Genomic DNA, 22991 nt, shown 5'->3' on the forward strand with positions numbered 1-22991 from the left:
GAGGAATCGATGTGCAAAACAGCTGAATCGAATTCTGGTCATTAACCCCGGCTCAACTTCGACAAAGATCGGCGTTTTGACAACGATGTCCAGATCCTTGAAAGACTATCCGCCACTCGACAGAAGAGCTGGCGGATTTCCCGCCATTATTGACCAGTTTCAATTTCGAAAACAAACTATATTAGAAGCGCTTGATGAGGAAGGCATGAACGTCTCAAACTTTCGGCAGTATGCGGAAGAGGCGGATTGCTGCGGCCAATCGAAGGCGGCACTTATGCTGTCAACGAAGCGATGCTGGAAGATTTGCGAGAAGGCTATTCAGGCCAGCACGCTTCCAATCTCGGAGGCATCATCGCCCATGAAATTGCCGAAGGGTTAAACATTCCGGCATTTATCGTCGATCCAGTGGTCGTCGATGAATTGTCGCCTATCGCACGCGTTTCGGGCTTTTCATTGATCGAACGTAAATCAATTTTCCATGCGCTGAACCAAAGGCAGTCGCAAGGCGCTACGCCAAAGAAACTGGGCGCGCTTATAAAGACCTGCGCCTCATCGTCACGCATATGGGCGGCGGCATCACGGTCGGCGTCCATGAAGACGGCAAAGTCATCGACGTCAATAACGGCTTGCACGGCGACGGCCCTTTCAGCCCAGAGCGGGCAGGGACGGTGCCGGCAGGTGATTTGGTCGAGTTGTGCTTTTCGGGCCAATATTACCGCCACGAAATCATGAAAAATTAGTCGGGCAAGGCGGATTAGTAGGCTATCTTGGCACGAATGATGCCGTGACGGTCGAAAACGCATCCAAAAGGCGATAAAGAAGCAGCCTTGATTTACGATGCGATGGCTTATCAAGTCGCACGGGAAATCGGTTCTGCAAGCGCCGTGTTAAAGGGCAAGTCGATGCCATCATCTTAACGGGCGGCCTCGCTTATGGAAAAGACTTTGTTAAAGCGATTTCAGACCGGATTTCCTGGATCGCCGATGTCGTGGTCCATCCGGGCGAAAACGAACTGCAAGCGCTCGCAGAAGGCGCCAGCCGAGTTCTCGACGGCGAAGAACAAGCGAGAATCTATCCAAACGGTTAACATTCCAAAGGAGGAATACCCAATGGCTCAAAATTACGATGTCGTCATCCTAGGCGGCGGTACGGGCGGCTATGTAGCGGCAATCCGCTCAGCCCAGCTCGGCCTCAAAACTGCGATTGTCGAAAAGGGCAAGCTGGGCGGCACATGCCTGCACCAAGGCTGCATCCCGAGTAAAGCATTGCTCCGCAGTGCCGAAGTATATGCAACGACAAAAAACCATGCTGCCGATTTTGGCGTCAATACCGGTGAAGTATCGCTCGATTTCTCACGCGTGCAACAGCGCAAACAAGGAATCGTCGACCAGCTTCATGCAGGGGTACAAGGCTTGATGAAAAAAGGCAAAATCGATGTTTACGAAGGCATCGGCCGCATTCTCGGGCCATCGATCTTCTCGCCAAACCCAGGAACCATTTCCGTCGAAATGAATAACGGGGAAGAAAACGAAATGCTTATTCCGAATAACGTCATCATTGCAACAGGTTCGCGACCGCGGACATTGCCGGGCCTTGATATCGACGGTGACTTCGTCATGAGTTCAGAGGAAGCACTCGCGATGACCGAACTGCCGAAATCCATTTTGATTGTTGGCGGGGGCGTTATCGGAATCGAATGGGCATCAATGCTCAACGATTTCGGCGTCGATGTGACGGTTCTCGAATACGCAGACCGCATCGTGCCAACTGAAGATAAAGACATTTCCAAAGAAATGCAGAAGTTGTTGAAGAAAAAAGGCGTGAAATTCGCAACTAGCGCGAAAGTCTTGCCGGAAACCGTCGAAAAAGGCGAAGGCCAAGTGTCGATCCAAGCCGAAATCAATGGCAGCAACGAAACCTTCACTGCTGAAAAAATGCTGGTATCGGTCGGACGCCAAGCTAATGTGGAAAACATTGGGATTGAAAACACGGATATCCTTGTCGAAAAAGGCTTTATTCATGTGAAGAACACGTTCCAAACAAAAGAATCCCATATTTACGCAATCGGCGACGTCATCGGCGGCATGCAGCTCGCGCACGTAGCTTCTCATGAAGGCATTACAGCGATCGAACATATCAAAGGCAACGCACCACATGCCATCAATTATGACCTTGTGTCCCGCTGCATCTACTCGAACCCTGAAGCGGCAAGCGTGGGCATTACAGAAGACCAAGCGAAAGAGCAAGGCTATGATGTGAAAACTGGAAAATTCTCGTTCAAGGCGATCGGCAAAGCGCTGGTCTACGGAGAATCGGATGGTTTCGTGAAAATCATTGCAGATAAAGAAACGAACGATATCCTCGGCGTCCATATGATCGGGCCGCATGTGACGGACATGATCTCAGAAGCCGGGCTTGCCATGGTACTTGACGCAACGCCTTGGGAAATTGCAGATACAATCCACCCGCATCCGACGCTTTCAGAGGTCATGGGCGAAGCAGCTTTAGCAGTAGACGGCAAAGCGATCCATAGTTAAAGGAGGAAATTCAATGGCTACGAAACACGAAGAAGTAGGTTTGACGAACGAAGATGTCTTGAAAATATACGAAACGATGTTGACGGCACGCCGTGTCGATGAACGCATGTGGCTCCTGAACCGTGCAGGGAAAATTCCTTTCGTTATTTCTTGCCAAGGGCAGGAAGCAGCACAAGTCGGAGCGGCTTATGCGCTCGACAACACGAAAGATTATGTCGCACCGTATTACCGCGACCTTGGCGTAGTTCTTCATTTCGGCATGACGCCGAAAGATCTGATGCTGTCGGCATTTGCCAAAGCAGAAGACCCGAACTCCGGCGGCCGCCAGATGCCTGGGCATTTCGGGCAGAAGAAAAACCGCATCCTGACAGGTTCTTCACCTGTAACGACTCAGCTTCCGCATGCAGTGGGCGTTGCGCTTGCAGGTAAAATGAAGAAAAAAGATTTCATCACGTTCAACACGCTTGGTGAAGGATCTTCCAACCAAGGAGATTTTCATGAAGGTTTGAACTTTGCCGGCGTCCATAAATTGCCGGTAATCACGATGGTTGAAAACAACCGCTATGCGATTTCTGTGCCATTTGAACGCCAAGTGGCGAGCAAAAACGTTTCAGACCGTGCGGCAAGCTACGGCATGCCGGGCGTGACGATCGACGGAAACGACCCGATCGAAGTCTATAAACACGTGAAAGAAGCGGCAGACCGCGCACGCAACGGCGAAGGCCCGAGCTTGATCGAGACGGTTTCAGAACGCATGACGGCTCACTCATCTGATGATGACCACCGCCAATACCGTTCAGCGGACGAACTCGCTGCACAAAAAGAAAAAGATCCGATTCTCTTGTTCGGTGCTTATTTGAAAGAAAATGGCATCATGAACGATGAACTTGAAAAAGAAATCAACGACCGTATTATGGCGTTGGTGAACGAAGCGACAGATTATGCAGAAAACGCACCATATGCACCAGCAGAAAGTGCAATGAAATACGTCTATGCTGAAGAAGGAGGAAACGAATAATGGCAGTTATGAGTTATATCGATGCCATCACGCTTGCCATGAAAGAAGAAATGGCGCGTGACGAAAACGTTTTCGTACTCGGGGAAGATGTCGGGAAAAAAGGCGGCGTCTTCAAAGCGACACAAGGGCTTTACGACGAATTCGGCGAAGACCGCGTAGTCGATACGCCGCTAGCTGAATCAGCTATTGCCGGAGTCGGAATCGGCGCGGCCATGTACGGTCTGCGCCCGATCGCTGAATTCCAGTTTGCGGATTTCATCATGCCAGCAGTCAACCAAATCATTTCGGAAGCTTCGCGCATCCGTTACCGCTCAAATAACGACTGGTCTTGCCCGATTGTCTTCCGTGCACCATTCGGCGGCGGCGTCCACGGCGCACTTTACCATTCGCAATCCGTCGAAGCGGTATTTGCCAACCAGCCTGGATTGAAAATCGTCATCCCATCCACTCCATATGACGCTAAAGGACTACTGAAAGCCGCGATCCGCGACGAAGACCCGGTCATGTTCTTTGAGCATAAACGCGCTTACCGCCTAATCAAAGGCGAAGTGCCGGAAGATGATTACACAATCGAAATAGGCAAAGCCGATGTTAAACGCGAAGGCGAAGACATCACCGTCATCACGTACGGATTGGCTGTCCATTTCGCATTGCAAGCTGCAGAACGTTTAGCGGAAGATGGCTACTCCGTTCACATCTTGGATCTGCGCACCATCTATCCATTAGATAAAGAAGGCATCATCGAAGCAGCGAAAAAGACCGGTAAAGTCCTTCTTGTCACAGAAGACAATAAAGAAGGAAGCATCATCGGAGAAGTGGCAGCGATCATCGCTGAAAACTGCCTATTCGACCTCGACGCACCGATCAAGCGCCTCGCAGGACCGGACATCCCGGCCATGCCATACGCACCGACCATGGAGAAATTCTTCATGATCAACCCGGACAAAGTAGAAAAAGCCATGAGAGAACTAGCCGAGTTTTAAGAAGAAAAGCGGAGTTGCCCATCTAGCCCCGACAAGCGCTGGAGGTCATGTCGGCACTGGCGCTTTTTGCCAGTGCAGGCGGGACCGAAGCGACCTCGAGGGGCTGGGCAACGGAGCTAGACAGAAGAAAAGCGGAAATGGCCGTTTAGCTTCGACAGGCATAAAGCAGGCTGGCGAAGCGGCGCTTTTTGCCGCACAGCCGGGATGGCTTATGACCCGAGAAGCTGGCCGTTAACGCATAACCCTTATAAATGAATACGCATCACAGATTGAAAAGGAGGAATCCCTTTGGCTATTGAAAAAATCACGATGCCCCAACTTGGCGAAAGTGTAACAGAAGGCACGATCGAAAAATGGCTCGTCCAGCCAGGCGACCATGTAAACAAGTATGATCCGTTGGCGGAAGTCAATACCGATAAAGTAACGGCAGAAGTTCCTTCATCCTTTACGGGGACGATCAAGGAATTGATCGCTTCTGAAGGCGATACATTGGAAGTCGGCGAAGTGGTCTGCACGATCGAAACTGAAGGCGGAGATTCTGCCCCAGTGGAAGAAGCAAAACCCGCTGAAGGCGAAAAAGCCAATGAAATGCCGGCTGCAGGCGCGGCACCGACGAAAAAACTCGAAGGTGAACAAGGCTCGTCAAAACCGGCTAAGCCACAGGGCGGCAAAGCGCGTTATTCACCAGCCGTTCTTCGCCTCGCGCAAGATCACGACATCGACTTGAATCAAGTCGAAGGATCTGGAAACGAAGGCCGCATCACCCGCAAAGATTTGATGCAATTGATCGACAGCGGCAACATCCCACAAGCTGGCGGCGAAACTGCACAAGCGCCGCAAGCGGCTGAAACAGCTGAACCTGTTCAACAAGCAGCGCCGCAACAAGCACCGAAAGCGCCAGCTGCTAAGGAAGAATCAATCGAATCAGCTCCTGGCGATATCGAAATCCCAGTCACCGGCGTGCGCAAAGCGATTGCAGCCAATATGCTCAAGAGCAAGCACGAAGCGCCGCATGCGTGGATGATGATCGAAGTCGACGTGACGGACCTTGCGCAATTCCGCGATTCCATCAAAGGCGACTTCAAGAAAAAAGAAGGATTCAACATTACGTATTTCGCGTTCTTCGTCAAAGCGATCTCCCAAGCATTGAAAGAGTTCCCAATGATGAACTCGATGTGGGCAGGGGACAAGATCATCCAGAAGAAAGACATCAACATCTCAATCGCTGTCGCTTCAGACAACGCCTTGTTCGTGCCGGTCATCAAAAATGCTGACGAGAAATCCGTTAAAGGCATCGGGCGTGAAATCAACGAACTGGCGCAAAAAGCGCGCACAGGCAAATTGAAATCGGCAGATATGCAGGGCGGCACATTCACCGTCAACAACACCGGTTCGTTCGGTTCTGTTCAATCGATGGGCATCATCAACCATCCGCAGGCTGCCATCATCCAAGTCGAGTCAATCGTCAAGCGCCCAGTCATCATGCAAGGTGGAATGATCGCTGCACGTGATATGGTCAACTTGTGCCTATCGCTCGACCACCGTGTTCTCGATGGCCTCGTTTGCGGGCAGTTCTTGGCACGCGTCAAAGAAATCCTTGAAAAATGAACAAAGACAATACATCTGTTTATTGATGAAAAGTTTGAGTCTTCGGACTTCAAGCTTTTTCTTTCAGTAACTTGCAACGTCAGGTAAAATGGAGACAGAAAGCTTTGAGGAGGGAATAGTTTGACGATTGAATCGATGAAAACATTCAGTTTCCTGAGCGTACATACGAAGAATGGAAACAAGCGGCAGAAGCTGCACTGAAAGGAAAAGATTTTGAAAAGGTGATGAAAACCAGCACCATTGAAGACATCACCCTCGAACCCTCTATACGAAAGACATGCTGGAGCGATCCGTATCCGACGTGGATGCGCAAGTAGCCGCCGTCCAGAGCGGAAAGTTCGGCCCTTCCTGGATCGTGGCACAAGAAATCACGGCGCATGATGCGGAGGAATTTTGGCCGTGACAGAAGATGATTTGTCCGCACGCGGCAATGAAGCGGTCGTCTATTCCGGTGCGCAGCCATTCGATTGGACCGAAGCGCAGCTCGAACAGCTTGCGGAATTGATCGTCCGCTATCCGATTTATTTCTGCTGACGGAAGATCAAGATCCGATTTTACGTGTGTTAGAACGGTTGTCAGACGAACAGCGGGCCAACGTACAAGGCGTCATTTTCACGGAAGAGCCAATCCAGGCACCGGAAAATGTCCGTACCGGCTTGATTGATACATTGCCGACGCATAATGCCGGCGGGACGATCATCCATGAACTTGGCGTGGCGCTTAGCATGATGGCCGAAGCACTGAACCAGCAGAATTTCGAATCAGCGGCGAAGAGCTTCTGGGTACGTTTGCAGTCGACACTCATTTCTTCCAGGAAATTTCCAAAATACGGGCATTCCGCGTATTATGGCAGGCATTCTGTTCCGCTTACGGAAAACAAGCGCCGCGCATCCCGGTATTTACGGAAACGTCAGTGCGCTCGTATTCCAAACTGGACCCTTACGTCAATTTGCTGCGTGCAGGCAATGCCCACTTTTCCGCAGTGCTAGCGGGAACGGACGGCCATACCGTGCATCCGCATGATTTCTTGACAGTTCCGACCGGCTCGAGCCGGCGCATCGCGCGCAATGTGCAATTAGTTATTAAAGAAGAATCCCATGTGTCGCATGTCACCGATGTTGCAGCTGGCTCTTATTACATCGAAAGCCTAACACGTGAATATGTCGATGCCGCATGGAGCTATTTCTTGGAAATCCAGGAAGCAGGAGGCTATTCGGCAGTCAAGAGGAGCGGCTGGCTGACAGACGATATTCAAGCCAAATGGCTCGATCGCGAACAGCAAGTGGCCAACCGCAAAGCTTCCTTGATCGGCACGAATATTTACGCCAATCCCCAGGAGCCGGTGAAAGATGCAAAAATCGATACGGCCCATTTGGAGTATATGACAGCTAAACGCTTGGCGACGCCATTCGAAAAATTACGTGCGAAAAGCCGCGAAACGAGCGTCAAATCGGCCATTATCTTGTTAGAGCCATTAAAAGCCGTGAAACCGCAGGCAGATTTTGTACAAGGTTTTCTATCCGTTGCAGGAATCGAACCTGAAATCAGCCCGTATCTTTCATCCGCTGACGAAGTCAACCGATACATCCGTTCTGAAGAGCTCGACTACGCCGTTCTGTGCGGAAGCCGTGACACCTTCGACAAGATCATTCCGCAACTCGATGCGAAAGCGGCGATTGACGTTGCCGGTAAAATCGATGCTGATCTCTTGAAGAACTGGGAAGCAAATGGCATCCGCGACTCTCTTTATGCGGGTAAACCGTTAATTGACAAATTGGAAGCAGTTTTGTCACTTGGAAAGGAGGCGCTGTAAATGACGATACCTGATTTTACGAAAATTGACGTCTCAAAACTCGATACGGCTAAATTGGGCGACCGGGATGAGAGCGCTTTTATGACCAATGAAGGCATTGCCGTGAAACCGTTTTATTCTTCGAAAGACTTGAATAAAGAACAAACGAGCTTTCCTGGCTTTGCGCCGAACGTCCGGGGACCATACCCGACAATGTACGTGTCACGGCCATGGACTGTTCGCCAATATGCCGGTTTCTCGACAGCTGAAGAAAGCAACGCCTTTTACCGCCGCAATTTGGCAATGGGGCAAAAAGGCTTGTCAGTGGCATTCGACCTCGCGACGCACCGCGGCTATGATTCGGACCATCCGCGCGTTGTCGGCGATGTCGGTAAAGCGGGTGTGGCCATCGATAGCGTCGAAGACATGAAAATCTTGTTCGACGGCATCCCGCTTGACCAAATGTCGGTTTCGATGACGATGAACGGTGCAGTAGTGCCGATCATGGCATTTTTCATTGTCGCTGCAGAAGAGCAGGGCGTATCTCCCGAACAATTGGCGGGCACAATCCAAAACGATATTTTGAAAGAATACATGGTGCGCAATACGTATATCTACCCTCCAGCGATGTCGATGCAGATCATTGCGGATATCTTTAAATACACATCCGATCACATGCCGAAATTTAACTCAATTTCCATTTCGGGCTACCATATCCAAGAAGCTGGAGCCACAGCAGATATCGAACTTGCCTATACTTTGGCAGACGGATTGGAATATGTCCGTACCGGTTTGGGTGCAGGAATCGGCATCGACCAGTTCGCGCCGCGCCTGTCATTCTTCTGGGGAATCGGCATGAACTATTTCATGGAAGTAGCAAAAATGCGTGCTGGACGCGAAATCTGGGCGAAGATGATGAAGAGCTTCGATCCGCAAAATGCCAAATCCTTGGCGCTCCGCACACATTCCCAAACTTCGGGTTGGAGCTTGACCGAGCAGGACCCGTTCAATAACGTGACGCGCACGCTGCTCGAAGCGAATGCGGCAGCGATGGGCCACACACAATCCTTGCATACCAATGCACTCGATGAAGCGATTGCCTTGCCGACTGATTTCTCCGCTCGCATTGCGCGTAACACGCAATTATTCCTTCAAGAAGAGACCTTGATGAACAATACGATCGATCCATGGGGCGGATCGTATTACGTCGAAAAACTGACAGAAGAATTGATGGAAAAAGCCTGGACATTAATCGAGGAAGTCGAGGAACTTGGCGGCATGGCGAAAGCGATCGAAACGGGCCTCCCGAAAATGCGTATCGAAGAAGCGGCTGCGAAAAAGCAAGCGCAAATCGATTCGAATGAAGAGACGATCATCGGCGTCAACCGTTACCGCCTTGACGAAGAGGACCCAATCGATATTTTGAATATCGACAATACGATGGTGCGTAAAAAGCAGATAGAGCGACTCGATCGAATGCGTGATACGCGCGACCAGAAAAAAGTAGAGAAAGCGCTGCTCGAGCTGACAAAAGCAGCCGAAACCGGCGAAGACAATATTCTCGCCTGCGCGATTGAAGCAGCACGCCACCGGGCATCACTCGGCGAGATTTCGGATGCTATCGAAAAGCTTCCGGCAGGCATAAGGCGGTGATCCGTTCCGTGAGCGGTGTATACAGTTCAAACTTCTCCAACCAGGAAGAAATGCAGATCGTCAAACAAATGACGGAGGAATTCATTGAAAATGAAGGCCGCCGCCCGCGTATCTTGATCGCCAAGATGGGCCAGGACGGACACGACCGCGGGCGAAAGTCATTTCGACTGCGTTCGCCGATCTCGGCTTTGATGTCGACATCGGGCCATTGTTCCAAACGCCTGCAGAAACAGCCCAACAGGCAGCAGAAAATGACGTTCATGTCATCGGTGTCAGCTCGCTTGCGGCTGGCCATATGACACTTGTTCCGGATCTCGCGGCAGAGTTGAAAAAGTCGGGCGCGAAGACATTTTGATCGTCGTCGGCGGCGTCATCCCGGCCCAGGATTACGAGTTCCTGCGCAATAACGGCGCCAGTGCCATCTTTGGTCCGGGGACGGTTATCCCGGTTGCTGCCCAAAAGTTATCGAAGAAATCTATGCGCGCCTCGGGTACGAGGAAGAGGCAGACTGATGGATCGCGAGAAGCAGTCCAGACAGGTCATGTCGGGTGTTTCGGATAAGCATGATGGCATGAATGCATTGCCAAGGAAGAAATTCAAGAAACCCAGTACGAGCCAGTTTGATTTGGGCGAACTCGCGCGGCGTCGAAAGCGGGTCGCGCTTACATTTAGGGAAGGCGATCACCTTGCTTGAAAGCACCAACCCCGAGCATAAAAGCGCGGACAGGAATTATTGAATGAGCTGCTGCCGAAAACGGGCAATAGCATCCGCATCGGCATCACTGGAGTTCCAGGAGCCGGCAAAGCACGTTCATCGAAACCTTCGGGACGATGCTGACAGAGCTCGGCCACCGCGTGGCGGTGCTTGCGATCGATCCGAGTTCCTCGCGAACCGGCGGCAGCATACTCGGTGATAAAACGCGCATGGAAGAACTGGCGCGAAACCCTAAAGCGTTCATCCGGCCGTCGCCAACTGCAGGAACACTCGGCGGCGTCCATAAAAAGACACGCGAGACGATGCTCTTGTGCGAAGCGGCAGGCTACGATGTGATCTTGGTCGAAACGGTCGGTGTCGGACAGAGCGAGACGCTCGTGCGCGGCATGGTCGATATGTTCCTGTTGCTTGTGTTGACGGGTGCTGGTGATGAATTGCAAGGCATGAAAAAAGGCATCTTGGAGTTGGCGGATGCGATGATCGTCCATAAAGCGGACCGGGACAATTTGCCGCTCGCCAAGAAAACGGTGCGGGAATACAAGCAGATGTTGCATTTCCTGCAGCCGGCGACTGAAGGATGGACGACACGCCCTTTGGCTGTTTCTTCCATCGAAGGAACCGGCATGCAGGAAGTCTGGGATATGGTTAAGGAATTTGAGCAAGCGGTCAAAGAAAGCGGCTACTGGAGCACCAGACGCCAGGAACAGACACGCGATTGGTTCCGTTCGATGATCACCGACGAGTTGCTTGGGCGTTTCTACGGGGACCCTGAGCGCAAACAGCAGGTGAAAGACATGGAGCAGCGGATTCTCAATGACCGATTGACGGTCTCACAGGCGGTCACGGAACTGTTCAAGTAAGCTTTTTTGCAACTGTGCCGCCGTCCTGATATGATAAGAACAGCAATAATGAAGGAGTGGTACAGATGAGCATGGATTTTAACTTTCTGATGAATGATATTGTTACACAAGCCCGCCAAGAACTAACAGACGGTGGCTATACACAGCTCGAAACGGCAGAAGACGTGCAAGAGGCATTCGCAAAACCCGGCACGAGCCTTGTCATGATCAACTCAGTTTGCGGATGTGCAGGCGGCATCGCACGCCCGGCTGCTCTTCACTCGGTCCATTACGATAAACGCCCGGATCACTTGTATACGGTGTTTGCCGGCCAAGATAAAGAAGCAACAGCGCAAGCGCGTGACTTGTTCGGCGATGACCATTTGCCATCGTCACCATCGTTCGCTTTCTTGAAGGACGGCAAATTAGTGGATGAAATCGGCCGCCACGAAATCGAAGGGCACGATCCGATGTCGGTCATTACGCATATCCAGTCAATTTTCGAAGAGCATTGCGAAGAATGTAAGAAAAATGCCCCGGTTGCGGGGCATTTTGTATTTTGAGGGGAGACGCCTTATGAAACTGAAACCTTACCGCATCGGCTACCGGACTATGAAGACAGCGCTCGGGGCCGCCATCGCCATTTATTTGGCCCAGTTGATCGGACTCGAATATTATGTATCAGCCGGCATCTTGGCGATCCTGTGCATCCAGCCGACGAAAAAGAAGTCGGTCCGTGCCGCGTTCTCGCGCTTTGTCGCCAGCATGATCGCCATCGGATTCGCCTTTGTCTTTTTTGAACTGGGCATGTATCATCCCATTACGCTGGGCATCTTAATCTTGCTGTTCATTCCGGTGCTCGTCAGTCTCGGGTTTTCGGATGGATTCGTCTCCAGTGCGGTCATTTTGCTTCATTTATACGACGCCAAAAATTTGACCGGCGCATTATTCCTGAACGAAGTGATGTTGATGATGATCGGTTTCGGTACGGCGTTGATTGTCAATATGTATATGCCGAGCATCGAGAAAAAGCTTGACCGCTACCGTGAAGAAGTCGAACGGCTTTATTCGACGATTTTCCGTGAAACGACCATATACTTGCGCCACGGGGAATCGGGGTGGACCGGCAAGGAATTGATGGAATCGGAAAAGCTGATCGATAAAGCCAAAGCGCTCGCTTATCAGGATGTTGAGAATCACTTGCTGCGACACGAAAACAAGTATTATCATTATTTCGATATGCGCGAGCAACAGCTTCAAATCATCGAACGCATCTTGCCGAAAATCACGGCACTCCCGGTGATCGTCGGACAGACCCAGCTTGTTGCTGACTTTTTGGAAGACTTGTCAGAACACGTGCATTCCGGCAATACCGCCGACCAGTACATCACCAAATTGGACCGGCTGAAAGCGAATTTCGCCGAAATGCCGCTTCCGGACACACACGAAAAATTCCTCGCGATGGCGGATTTGAATGCCATCATCCAGGAAATGGAAACCTATCTCGAAATTAAGCAGAGCTATAAAGGCTTCCACAATAAAAAAGGGCTCAACCCAAGCCTAGCCTAAAAACCGGCCAGAGAAATCACGCTCTGGCCGTTTTTTTGTGTGCACACGAAAAAAGGGCCTCTACAGCGCGTAAATCATGCGCGTAAAAAGCCCTTCAGCAGATTTCAAATTAAATGACGAAGCTTAAGCCCATCATCAGGCTCGACAGCAGCATCAATCCGACCATTGCATAGACAATGACTTTACGGAAAGCTTGGTTTCTCATGGATAGCATAGCTCCTTTATTCCTGTACTTTGAGAGAATCATACCACATCCAGGCAGGATTTTAAACTGCCAGCTTTGCCATTTTCTTAATATTCGATAACAACTAGAGTTTTGCCTTTGAATGGGTACAATAAAGAGGAAGCCAAAAAGGAAGTGAATAAGGATGAAGAAAGTCGATCATATCGGAATCGCTGTAAAAATTTGGAGCAGGTCCTGCCTTATTACACAGAGACACTCGGATGTCCGTTGATGAAAATCGAAGAAGTGGAAGGGCAGAAAGTGAAAGTGGCCTTTATCGACGCGGGCAACATCAAGCTGGAACTGCTTGAGCCGATGAGCGAAGACAGCCCGATCCACAAATTCATCGAGAAGAAAGGCGAAGGCATCCATCACATCGCATTCGGTGTCGACGGCATCGAAGAACGCATGGCGGAACTTCGTGAAAACGGTGTCAATTTATTGAGTGACGAACCGAAACCGGGAGCGGGCGGCGCAATGGTCGCTTTTACACCCGAAATCGTCAAACGGCGTCTTGTACGAACTTTGCGAAAAGAAGTGACAGAGGAGTGGGAAATGGACATTTATGAACGCATCAATGAGTTGTATGACAGAAAAGAGAAATTGAATTAGGGGCGGCGAAGCCCGCATTGATAAGCAGCACGAAAAGGCAAACTGACCGCCCGCGAACGCATCGACTTGTTGCTCGATGAAGGCAGCTTTGTCGAATTAAGCCCATTCGTCGAACACCGCACGACCGACTTTGGCATGGGAAAGGCCCAGGAGAAGGCGTCGTCACCGGCTACGGTAAAGTCAACGGCCGCCCAATTTACTTGTTTTCTCAAGATTTCACCGTTTTTGGCGGTGCGTTGGGTGAAATGCACGCGAAAAGATCGCTAACGTCATGGACATGGCAGCGAAAACGGCGCTCCATTTATCGGCTTGAACGATTCCGGCGGTGCGCGCATCCAGGAAGGCGTATTATCGCTTGATGGCTACGGCCATATTTTCTACCGCAATTCGATTTATTCAGGAGTCATCCCGCAAATATCCGTCATTATGGGACCATCTGCAGGCGGAGCGGTCTATTCGCCAGCTATTACGGATTTTGTCTTCATGGTCGACAAAGCGAGCCAGATGTTCATCACGGGCCCGAAAGTCATCGAAACAGTTACAGGAGAAAAAATTTCCTCTGAGGATCTCGGGGGATCACGTGTACATACCGCCATCAGCGGAAATGCCCATTTCCGTTCAGGTTCAGAGCAGGAAGTTCTCGAAATGGTGCGCCAATTGGTCAGCTATTTGCCACAGAACAACCAGGAAATGCCACCGCGCCTTGAAGTCGACAATGAAGACGATTACCGTCCGGATCTGGCCGATATCGTCCCATACGAAGCGATTCGCCCATACGACGTCCGGAAAGTCGTTGAACAAGTTGTCGATAAGGACAGCTTCATGGAAGTGCAACCGGAATTCGCACGCAATATCGTGATCGGCCTTGCCCGCATCAAAGGCGAAACGGTCGGGCTTGTATGCAACCAGCCGAAAGTGATGGCAGGCGGGCTTGATATCGATTCTTCCGATAAAGCGGCGCGTTTCATCCGCTTCTGCGACAGCTTCAATATCCCGCTTATTACTTTCGAAGATGTCACTGGGTTCTTCCCGGGCATTAAACAAGAACACGGCGGCATCATCCGCCACGGGGCAAAAATCCTCTATGCATATTCGGAAGCGACCGTTCCGAAAATGACCGTCATTTTGCGCAAAGCATACGGCGGAGCATACGTCGCGCTCAACTCGAAATCAATCGGAGCGGATTTGGTGTTCTCTTGGCCGAATGCTGAAATCGCGGTCATGGGCCCGAATGGCGCAGCGAATATCATCTTCGCCCGTGAAATCGACGCAAGCGACGATCCCGAAGCGACACGTGCAGCGAAAATCGAAGAATACCGCGAGAAATTCGCTAACCCATACGTCGCCGCTGCCCGCGGCATGGTCGATGACGTCATCGACCCGCGCGAAACACGCATCAAACTCATACAGGCTCTCGAAATGATGCGCAACAAGAAAGATGAACGGCCGAAGAAAAAACACGGCAATATGCCGCTATAACAGATCTCGCAACCAATCTCTTCCTGTCAAAGGGAAGAGATTGATGCGTTTTGCATGAAGTCGGCAAGTGCTAAGGCTATAATAGGAACTGGAATAAATGGAATAGAAGAGGAGTTTTTGGAATGAAAACCGATCGCTTATTGGAAGAATTTTTGGAGCTTGTGCAAATCGACTCCGAAACAAAAGAAGAATCCGCCATTGCGGAAATATTGACGAAAAAGCTGGAAGCTCTTGGCTTTAGCGTAATCGAAGACGATTCGAAACAACGCACAGGACACGGGGCAGGAAATTTAGTGGCGACGCTTGAAGGCACGAAAAAAGACGCGCCGCCGATTTATTTCACCGTACATATGGATACAGTCGTTCCAGGCAAAGGCATCAAGCCGGAAGTCCGCGACGGCTATGTGTATTCAGACGGCACGACCATCTTAGGCGCTGATGATAAAGCTGGCGTCGCAGCATTATTGGAACTCGCACGCCATTTGTCAGAAGAAAGCGTTGAGCACGGGGATATCCAATTCCTGATCACAGCTGGCGAAGAAAGCGGATTGGTCGGGGCGAAAGAATTCGACGCATCCCTGTTGAAAGCGAAATTCGGTTATGCAGTCGATAGCGACGGCCAAGTCGGCGGCATCGTGACATCTGCGCCGAACCAAGCGAAATTGTGGACAACGATCTACGGCAAGACGGCGCATGCCGGCGTTGCGCCAGAAAAAGGCGTCTCCGCAATCACCATTGCGTCAAAAGCGATCGCGCGCATGAAACTCGGGCGCATCGATGAAGAGACGACCGCCAACATCGGCCGCTTTGAAGGCGGCAAGGCAACCAATATCGTCTGCGACGAAGTCCATATCCTATCTGAAGCCCGCTCGATCAGCGAAGACAAATTGGCTGACCAAACGGCTCATATGGAATCGGTGTTCGAAGATATTGCCAAGGAAATGGGCGGGCGTGCGGAAACAGACGTCCAGCTCATGTACCCAGGCTTCCGTTTTGATGAAATGGACCCTGTCGTAGATATCGCGAAAGCCGCAGCTGAACGCATCGGCCGCCCATCGCCTGTCCTCACAAGCGGAGGCGGAAGCGATGCCAATATCATCAACGGCCACGGCGTTCCGACGGTCAACCTATGTGTCGGCTATGAAGAAATCCACACAACGAACGAACGCATGCCGGTCCTAGAGCTTGAGAAACTGACCGAGCTATTGGTCGAAATCGTCAAAGAAGCAGCCACACGTTAATCAAACCATAACAACTGCCCCGACAGGCCATTACACATGGCTTATCGGGGCAGTTTTTTAGTACTGGAGATACGCTGCAAGCGTGCCCCTTTCCGCTTCATCTCTAGTTTTAGAAAGTAAATCAAATGCATCTGGCAATGGAATTAATTTGAATAGTTTTGTTCAGGTTTGTAAGTTCAAATTGAATAGCCACGGCAACTTCATAACCATCAAGCCTAGCTAAGCGTCCCCACCAGAGGATGAATTCAATCAATAGTGATACGTCTTCGCACGCACTATCCAATGAAATCTAAAAGCCGAACCGCGCATACGGGCGAGCCGAAGCAATAAGACAAGTGTTCTTCTTGGCTTATTGCAAGAGGCCAGCCCAAAGTGGAAGGCGGCTACTTAAAAATGAAACAAACACCGAACCACACACCACACTCACAAGTCTAGCTAGGCGATATCGACCAGTGGATGATCCCATTCAATAGAGATGCTTCATCGCATGAAACATCCAATGAAATCTAAAAGCCGAACCGCGCACAAGGGCGAGCCGACGCAATAAGACAAGTGATTTTCTTGGCTTATTGCCAAAGGCCAGCCCAAAGCGGGAGGCGGCTACTTAATAGATGAAACAAACAATAACCAGAACACTACACTCACAAGTCCAACTAAGAATTACAATAAGCGGATATACTTGATGTAACAGTGCTCCATGCTCCACAACAAAAAGGTGAACAGGATGCCTGTTCGCCTTTTTTTTGATACACTGAAAGAAAAAGGAAAGCGAAGCGATTGTTATGGCGGGGCGAGTTATTTTCCACATTGATATGAATAGCTTTTATGCATCCGTCGAGCAGGCGCATGATCCGTCGCTGAAGGGAAAAGCTCTGGCGATTGCGGGAAATCCGAAAGAGCGTAAAGGCATCATCGTCACTTGTTCTTACGAGGCGCGGGCGCATGGCATTTACACGACGATGCAAGTACACGAGGCGAAGAAGAAATACCCGGGGCTCTTGCTGATGCCGCCGAACTTCGACCGCTACCGGGAAGCGTCGCGGCAAATGTTCGAGATCTTGCGCACCTATACCGATGCCGTCGAGCCAGTGTCGATCGATGAAGCTTATATCGACGTGACGGAACTCTCAGCTGACCAGCATCCGGTGGACATTGCAAAAGAGTTGCAGCAGCGCATCCTGAAAGAACTCGACTTGCCATGTTCCATCGGCATCGCGCCGAATAAATTCCTGGCCAAAACGGCGTCCGACATGAAAAAGCCGCTTGGCATCACCATCCTCAGAAAACGCGATATCCAGCGCATCCTATGGCCAAGAGAAGTTATTGAAATGCACGGCATCGGAGAAAGTACCGCGAAAAAGCTCAATAGCTTGAAGCTGTATACAATCGGCGATTTGGCGAATGCGCCCGAGGGCTTGATCAAGGAGAAAATGGGGAAAAACGGCGTGCGGCTGCAGGCGCGTGCCAGAGGAGAAGATAGCCGCGAAGTCGACCCGGATTCAATCTATGACCGCAAAAGTGTCGGCACGTCGACAACTTTGCCATTCGATGAAACCGACCTGGAAAGCTTACAGAAAATCTTCAAGACTTTAAGCTCGAAAGTCGCAGCCAGGTTGCATGCAAAAAACCTGGCAGGGCCGACTGTCAGCATTCAAACGCGCAGCGCAGACTGGAAAAACCGCACCCGCAGCGTCACCTTGAACAATACCGTATGGAAAGAGCAAGACATCATGGTGCAGGCGTGGCAATTATTCGAGACGCATTGGAACGGCGAACCGCTGCGGCTTGTTGGCGTGACCGTCTCAAACGTTGTCGATAAAGGCGACATGACCGAGCAATTATCACTCTTTAATTTCGAGGAGCATGCGAAAGATGAACCAATTCTGGATTTGGTCGCCAAGCTTGAAAGCCGTTTTGGCAAAGGCTCTGTCTCTAGAGGAATTCCGTATCATCAGTCGAAGCATGACGCACAAACCAGTTTAAGCAAAGATTTTCTGAGTGACCACGAGAGGAAGAAACGCTAATGCAAGTATTATTTTTAGGAACAGGGGCAGGCATGCCGTCGAAACAACGCAATACTTCGGCGCTTGCCTTGAAATTACATGAAGAACGGGGAGCTGTCTGGCTGTTTGACTGCGGGGAAGCGGTCCAGCACCAGATCCTCGAAACGACCATCAAGCCGAGAAAAATCGAGAAGATCTTCATTACCCATATGCACGGTGACCATATTTTTGGCTTGCCGGGGCTATTGGGATCGCGATCGTTTCAAGGCGGCGATGAGCCGCTCGACTTATACGGCCCGAAAGAGCTGAAGGAATATGTGGAAATGACCTTGCGCTTGAGCCGAACGCACTTGACTTATCCTATCCGTTTCCATGAAGTGAAAGAAGGCATCATCTTTGAAGATGACACGATGACCGTCGAAGCGGGTCTCTTGGCGCACGTCATCCCGACTTACGGCTATCGCATCAAGCAAAAACCGTTGTTGCCGAAGCTCGATATGGACAAAGCGAAACAGCTCGGTGTTCCCAAAGGCCCGCTGCTTGCCAAGTTAAAGGCGGGCGAAACCGTAGAACTTGAGGATGGCCGTAAAGTGGAATCCAAAGAAGTGACCGACCCGGCAGAACCCGGCTTTACGGTCGCAATCCTCGGCGACACCCAGTATTGCGCGAAGTCGGAACAATTATCGCAAGATGCCGACCTAGTCGTCCATGAAGCGACGTTCGACGGCGAAACGGAAAAACTCGCCAAGGAATACGGACATTCGACGACTTTGGATGCGGCCAATGTGGCAAGACGAGCCCGTGCTCAAAAACTCATCGTCAACCATATGAGTGCGAGGTTTATGGTGGAACATGAAAAAGAATTGTTGAAAAGCATGCGCCAAGTCCACGAGGATAGTGAAATCGCCCACGACTTTGATGAATTTGGATGGAATAAAAAAGAGCGTAAAATGATGAAAATTCTAGATAACTGACATAATACGCGTTTTCCGGTTGTTTTCGATAAGATCGAATAAAGCAGCAAGGAAAGCGTTTTTTATTTATAGAAGAATACTTGAAGGGAAGTGCAAATCATGGATTTCCATACAGTCATGCAAGAACTCGAAGCGCTAGGGAAAGAACGGACGAAAAACATGTACCTGTCGAGCGGGGCGAAAGAGCCGGTGTTTGGTGTCGCTACGGGCGCGATGAAGCCAATGGCTAAACAAATCAAAATCGACCAGCCTTTAGCAGAAGAGTTGTATGCGACGGGCAATTACGACGCGATGTACTTTGCGGGCATCATTGCCGACCCGAAAGCGATGACGGAAGCTGACTTCGACCGCTGGATGGACGGGGCTTATTTCTATATGGTGTCGGATTATGTTGTGGCGGTTACCTTGTCGGAATCCGATATCGCGCAGCAAGTTGCTGATAAATGGATTGCAAGCGGCGATGAGCTGAGAATGTCTGCTGGCTGGAGCTGTTATTGCTGGCTTCTCGGCAACCGCAAGGACAGTGAATTCTCGGAAGACAAAATTTCCGCCATGCTCGATACGGTGAAAGAAACGATCCACGAATCCCCTGAACGGACGAAAGCATCGATGAATAATTTTCTCTACACCGTCGGCATTTCCTATAAGCCCTTGAGCAACAAAGCGGCCGAAACCGCAAGAGCTGTCGGCAGAGTCGAGCTCAAACGGGAAAATAAGAAACCGACTCAGCTATATGCCTATGACAGCATCCAGCAAGGCTTGGAGAAGGGCGTCTTGGATTTAAGCGGAAATTTGTTAGGTGTTAAATAAAATCAAAAGAGCGTAGGTCCTAAAAGGGATCTGCGTTATTTTTTTGGAGAAAATACATAGAAGGAGAAATTAAAGTACTGCAAATATTTATAGAAGCCAACACAGTTTCCAATAAGTTCTATATGGTAAAATAAGTTGACAAAAAATTCTTACATACCAATAGACCATTCAGAAAGCAGGGAACTCGATGGAACTGCGCCCGAGATTTTCATTACATGCACCAGAGAACCAAAAACATTCTGCGATGCGGGAATTTACCGACCGCGAGGAACCGACTAAAGCATTTATGGATGCGGTGGATGAGAAGATACAAGAACGTTATAAAGTGCTGACGTATTACGGAGTCGGCGGTATCGGCAAGTCCAGGCTGCTTCGTGAATTGGACCGGAAGCTCGAATTGCGTGATCCGTTTATCGTCAAAACCATCTTGGATTTTAAGGAAGAAAAGCACCGCACGCCAAGCGAAGCCATGATCTGGCTGCGGGAAGAGCTGAAAAAACAACATCACATCAAATTCACTAGTTTTGACCTTGCGTATATCATCTACTGGAAAAAACTCAATCCGCAAGTCAGCATGAAGGCAAAAGACGAGGCGCTTCCATTCTTGGAAGAAGGCAGTTTTATCGGCGAAGTCATCCATCAATTGGAGAATGTCCCGGTTGCACAATGGTTCCCGAAGACCTTGAAGTTCATCAGCGGCATTGCGAAATATAAAGAAATCCTGCAATGGTGGATGGGCAACGGAAAAGCAATTCTCGAACAGCTGCAGGATTTATTGCCGCATGAAATAGAAGAGCGGCTGCCGGCTTATTGGGCAGCCGATTTGAGGGCGCATCTTGCTAGCAAGCAAGCGGGCGCGGTCATTTTTATTGATACATATGAAGCCCTATGGGAGAAATCGAGACAGCAAGGGTCATTTTACGATAAAGACGCGTGGGTGCAGGAATTGGTGCTGCAATTGCCTGAAGTGCTATGGGTCATCTGTGGACGCGAAAAGATACAATGGGCCAAAACAAATCCGGCCTGGGACGATGAACTGTATTTGGAACAGCATTTGATCGGTGCCTTGTCGCCAATGGATTCCGACAAGTTCCTGCAATCTTGCGGCATCCATTCCGAAGAAATCCGTAAGGTAATCATTGAAGCGAGCCACGGCCTTCCATATTACCTTGATCTCATGGTCGATACGTATAATCTATTGGAAGAAACACATGAACCGCAACTGCATGAATTTTCGAGAACACCACAGAAAATCTTGGACCGTTTTCTCGTTTATTTAGAGCTGCCTGAAAAAGAGACCTTGAAAGTGTTGTCGTTTACGAGGCATTGGACGATTGAGCTGTTCCGCCATTTGGTGACCGAATTCCATACCGGCTTCCCGCATACCGCGTACACCGAGTTGTTCCGCTTTTCCTTCATTACAAAAGAAAACGAACAGCAATGGCAAATGCACGTAATGATGCGCACCAGTCTGCAAGAACAAGTTCACGAGCAAGATGCCGATCTATGCCAGCAAGTGCATGCCGTGCTCTTTGCTTATTATGATAAAAAATTAACCAAAACAAGCGGCCAATTTAAGCAACTGTATTTTGAAGAGGCGTTTTACCATGGCAAACTCGCACTTACGACAGATGATTTTTTGTCCTGGTTCCTCGCAATAGGGAAGCACTTAAAAAATAGCGGCCATTTCCAGTGGCTGTCTGCCCATTACGGGAAATTGCAAATGGCTTTAACAGAGGATGGACATGAAAAATTGCAGGGAGCCATTCATCAGCTATTCGGTGAAACGTATTTGCTCCAAGGCAATTACGAGCAAGGGGTCTCCCGATACGAGGCCGCCCTCGACAAATATAAAAAGGTGCAAGCGAACCCGGACAACGCCAAATCGCTCGCCCGTTGCTCTATCGACTTAGCTGAAATCAGCATACAGTTGAGTCATTACGATACAGCTTATCGCCAGTTACACGAAGGGAAGAACTACATTACGGATTTTCACGGCAATAAAGACGAAGCATATTTTACAGTCGTAATGATGCAGTCGGTGCGGCTCGGGAAATTAAATATCCGTTTCGCCCGTTATGAGGAAGCAATGGAAAATTACCGGCACGCTATCCAAGCGGGCGAACAGGCAACAGATCGCCTCGCTGACGTTTCCAGTATCGATGCATTGACGGCGTTGGCGTACGAAAAACTAGGCGAGCTTGCTGAGATCGATGCCGAGAAAACTGCCGAAGAGTACTATATGAAAGCGATTGAATATTATGAGCGGGCGCTCCGGTCAGAAGACATTCAAGACAGCATCCGCATCACAGCTAATATGGGACTTGCCCATAAACGTCTTGCAGAGCAGTATTCAGCAGTAGACGAACCAGCAAAAAAAATTCAAAGTTTTGTTCGTGCTTTGGCTATTTATGATGCAGTACTTGAACAATCACCTGATTTCATCGATGCGTTGGAGAAAAAAGGCCATGCAGCAGTCGATTATATGAATCTTCAAATCGAATTGAACTTATTCTCCGAAGCTCACGCATCATTCCATGAAGCCGTCGAAGCATTCGAAAAGGCCATCGAGCTGTCGCCTAAGCAAGGCGGCTCGCGCAATCGGCTCGCTTCTGCCTATCGCGAAAGGGGCAAGCTGTATATGAAGCAAGGCCATGTGGAAGAAGCGATCGCAAGCCTCAGTGAATCGTTAACGCTAAGCGCTGAAGTGATGGAAAAAACACCTGATTATATCTATTCGCATAACAGCATTGGCAAGACCCACGAACAATTAGCGGATGTCTATGCAGTTTCTGGCCAAGCGGATCTGGCAGAAGCGCATTACAACAAAGCGTCAGCCCCTTACAAACAAATGCTTGAACGCGCACCAGGATTAAAAGAGGCGGTTGAGCGAACACAGATGCTGGAGAAAAAACTAAAATGAGTAGAGACAATA

The 22991-nt window shown here is 50.0% G+C and carries 13 protein-coding genes and 7 pseudogenes; 19 read left to right on the plus strand and 1 reads right to left on the minus strand.

Annotation, left to right across the window (positions count from 1 at the left end; all coding sequences use genetic code 11):
* The first annotated feature begins 22 nt into the window (after positions 1–22).
* From buk to CW734_RS09350, 12 genes and pseudogenes are all read left to right on the plus strand, one after another.
* Positions 23–1087: pseudogene (gene buk / locus CW734_RS09305) on the plus strand (butyrate kinase).
* A 22-nt stretch (positions 1088–1109) separates the two neighbouring features.
* Entirely contained in the window at positions 1110–2537 is a 1428-nt protein-coding gene (lpdA, locus tag CW734_RS09310) for a dihydrolipoyl dehydrogenase (protein WP_101190265.1), read from the plus strand.
* Between the two features lie 13 nt (positions 2538–2550).
* Positions 2551–3555 (plus strand): thiamine pyrophosphate-dependent dehydrogenase E1 component subunit alpha, encoded by a 1005-nt coding sequence (locus CW734_RS09315; RefSeq protein ID WP_101190266.1) that lies wholly within the window; start codon positions 2551–2553, stop codon positions 3553–3555.
* Positions 3555–4538, plus strand: a complete 984-nt coding sequence (locus tag CW734_RS09320; protein ID WP_058380859.1) for an alpha-ketoacid dehydrogenase subunit beta — start codon at positions 3555–3557, stop codon at positions 4536–4538. Before CW734_RS09315 ends, CW734_RS09320 begins: the two co-directional genes overlap by 1 nt.
* A 288-nt stretch (positions 4539–4826) precedes the next feature.
* A pseudogene (locus CW734_RS09325) lies at positions 4827–6172 on the plus strand (dihydrolipoamide acetyltransferase family protein).
* A 251-nt stretch (positions 6173–6423) separates the two neighbouring features.
* Complete coding sequence (locus CW734_RS19415; RefSeq protein WP_269801506.1) at positions 6424–6549, plus strand: hypothetical protein; 126 nt, start codon at positions 6424–6426, stop codon at positions 6547–6549.
* Positions 6546–6680 (plus strand): hypothetical protein, encoded by a 135-nt coding sequence (locus CW734_RS19420; protein WP_269801507.1) that lies wholly within the window; start codon positions 6546–6548, stop codon positions 6678–6680. Before CW734_RS19415 ends, CW734_RS19420 begins: the two co-directional genes overlap by 4 nt.
* 292 nt (positions 6681–6972) lie before the next feature.
* Positions 6973–7959, plus strand: a complete 987-nt coding sequence (locus tag CW734_RS18870; protein ID WP_232787257.1) for a methylmalonyl-CoA mutase family protein — start codon at positions 6973–6975, stop codon at positions 7957–7959.
* Positions 7960–10103 (plus strand): annotated as a pseudogene (gene scpA, locus CW734_RS09335) (methylmalonyl-CoA mutase).
* Positions 10103–11166: pseudogene (gene meaB / locus CW734_RS09340) on the plus strand (methylmalonyl Co-A mutase-associated GTPase MeaB). Before scpA ends, meaB begins: the two co-directional pseudogenes overlap by 1 nt.
* A 65-nt stretch (positions 11167–11231) precedes the next feature.
* Positions 11232–11708, plus strand: a complete 477-nt coding sequence (locus CW734_RS09345) for a BrxA/BrxB family bacilliredoxin (RefSeq protein ID WP_101190267.1) — start codon at positions 11232–11234, stop codon at positions 11706–11708.
* A 13-nt stretch (positions 11709–11721) separates the two neighbouring features.
* A complete protein-coding gene (locus CW734_RS09350; RefSeq protein WP_180956267.1) occupies positions 11722–12714 on the plus strand; it encodes an aromatic acid exporter family protein in 993 nt (330 codons plus the stop codon).
* A 109-nt stretch (positions 12715–12823) separates the two neighbouring features.
* Here CW734_RS09350 and prli42 read toward each other — a convergent pair whose 3' ends face one another.
* Positions 12824–12919, minus strand: coding sequence for a stressosome-associated protein Prli42 (gene prli42, locus CW734_RS18295; protein WP_156889046.1), 96 nt, complete (start codon positions 12917–12919; stop codon positions 12824–12826).
* Positions 12920–13082: 163 nt separating this feature from the next.
* On the opposite strand from prli42, the pseudogene mce reads away from it, so the two are divergent.
* The 7 genes and pseudogenes from mce to CW734_RS09385 all read left to right on the plus strand — a co-directional run bounded on the left by mce (position 13083) and on the right by CW734_RS09385 (position 22979).
* Positions 13083–13478: pseudogene (gene mce / locus CW734_RS09355) on the plus strand (methylmalonyl-CoA epimerase).
* Positions 13479–13492: 14 nt separating this feature from the next.
* Positions 13493–15028: pseudogene (locus CW734_RS09360) on the plus strand (acyl-CoA carboxylase subunit beta).
* Between the two features lie 122 nt (positions 15029–15150).
* A complete protein-coding gene (locus CW734_RS09365; protein ID WP_101190268.1) occupies positions 15151–16269 on the plus strand; it encodes a M20/M25/M40 family metallo-hydrolase in 1119 nt (372 codons plus the stop codon).
* Positions 16270–17051: 782 nt separating this feature from the next.
* Positions 17052–18293: a DNA polymerase IV gene (locus tag CW734_RS09370; protein ID WP_101190269.1), complete on the plus strand. Its 1242-nt coding sequence runs from the start codon at positions 17052–17054 to the stop codon at positions 18291–18293.
* Complete coding sequence (gene rnz, locus CW734_RS09375) at positions 18293–19246, plus strand: ribonuclease Z (RefSeq protein WP_101190270.1); 954 nt, start codon at positions 18293–18295, stop codon at positions 19244–19246. Before CW734_RS09370 ends, rnz begins: the two co-directional genes overlap by 1 nt.
* Before the next feature lie 99 nt (positions 19247–19345).
* Positions 19346–20052, plus strand: a pseudogene (locus tag CW734_RS09380) (DNA alkylation repair protein).
* A gap of 191 nt (positions 20053–20243) precedes the next feature.
* Positions 20244–22979: a tetratricopeptide repeat protein gene (locus tag CW734_RS09385; protein ID WP_101190271.1), complete on the plus strand. Its 2736-nt coding sequence runs from the start codon at positions 20244–20246 to the stop codon at positions 22977–22979.
* Positions 22980–22991: the final 12 nt, after the last annotated feature.

The organism is Planococcus sp. MB-3u-03 (genome assembly GCF_002833405.1).
In the GTDB taxonomy this organism is placed as follows: domain Bacteria; phylum Bacillota; class Bacilli; order Bacillales_A; family Planococcaceae; genus Planococcus.